At 65.1% G+C, this 605-nt stretch carries 1 protein-coding gene; it reads left to right on the top strand.

The window, feature by feature from the left end; all coding sequences use genetic code 11:
• Positions 1-605: electron transfer flavoprotein subunit alpha/FixB family protein (locus tag LPA34_RS26855; RefSeq protein ID WP_228984173.1), on the top strand; the 605-nt coding region annotated here is incomplete at both ends.

Here is a 605-nt window from a genome sequence, read left to right on the forward strand (position 1 = left end):
GCGAAGAACTATTCGCACATCCTCGCGCCGGCCACGGCCTGTGGCAAGAACATCGCGCCGCGCATCGCCGCGAAGCTGGACGTCGCGCAGATCAGCGACATCACGGCTGTAGACAGCGCCGACACGTTCGAGCGCCCGATCTACGCGGGTAACGCGATCGCCACCGTCCAGTCGCAAGATGCGATCAAGGTGATCACGGTACGTACGACCGGTTTCGACCCGGTTGCAGCAGAAGGCGGCAGCGCGACGGTCGAGAAGATCGAAGCGGCAGCCGATACGGGCCTGTCGCAGTTCGTAAGCCGCGAAGTGACGAAGCTGGACCGGCCGGAGCTGACCTCGGCGAAGATCATCGTGTCGGGCGGGCGAGGGCTGGGCAGTGGCGAGAACTACACGAAGGTGCTCGAGCCGCTCGCGGACAGGCTGAACGCGGCGCTGGGCGCCTCGCGCGCAGCAGTCGATGCGGGTTTCGTGCCGAACGACTACCAGGTGGGCCAGACGGGCAAGATCGTGGCTCCCCAACTGTACGTGGCGGTGGGCATCTCGGGTGCGATCCAGCATCTGGCGGGCATGAAGGACTCGAAGGTGATCGTGGCGATCAACAAGGA

Origin of the sequence: Paraburkholderia gardini (assembly GCF_907164575.1) — a bacterium.
In the GTDB taxonomy this organism is placed as follows: domain Bacteria; phylum Pseudomonadota; class Gammaproteobacteria; order Burkholderiales; family Burkholderiaceae; genus Paraburkholderia; species Paraburkholderia gardini.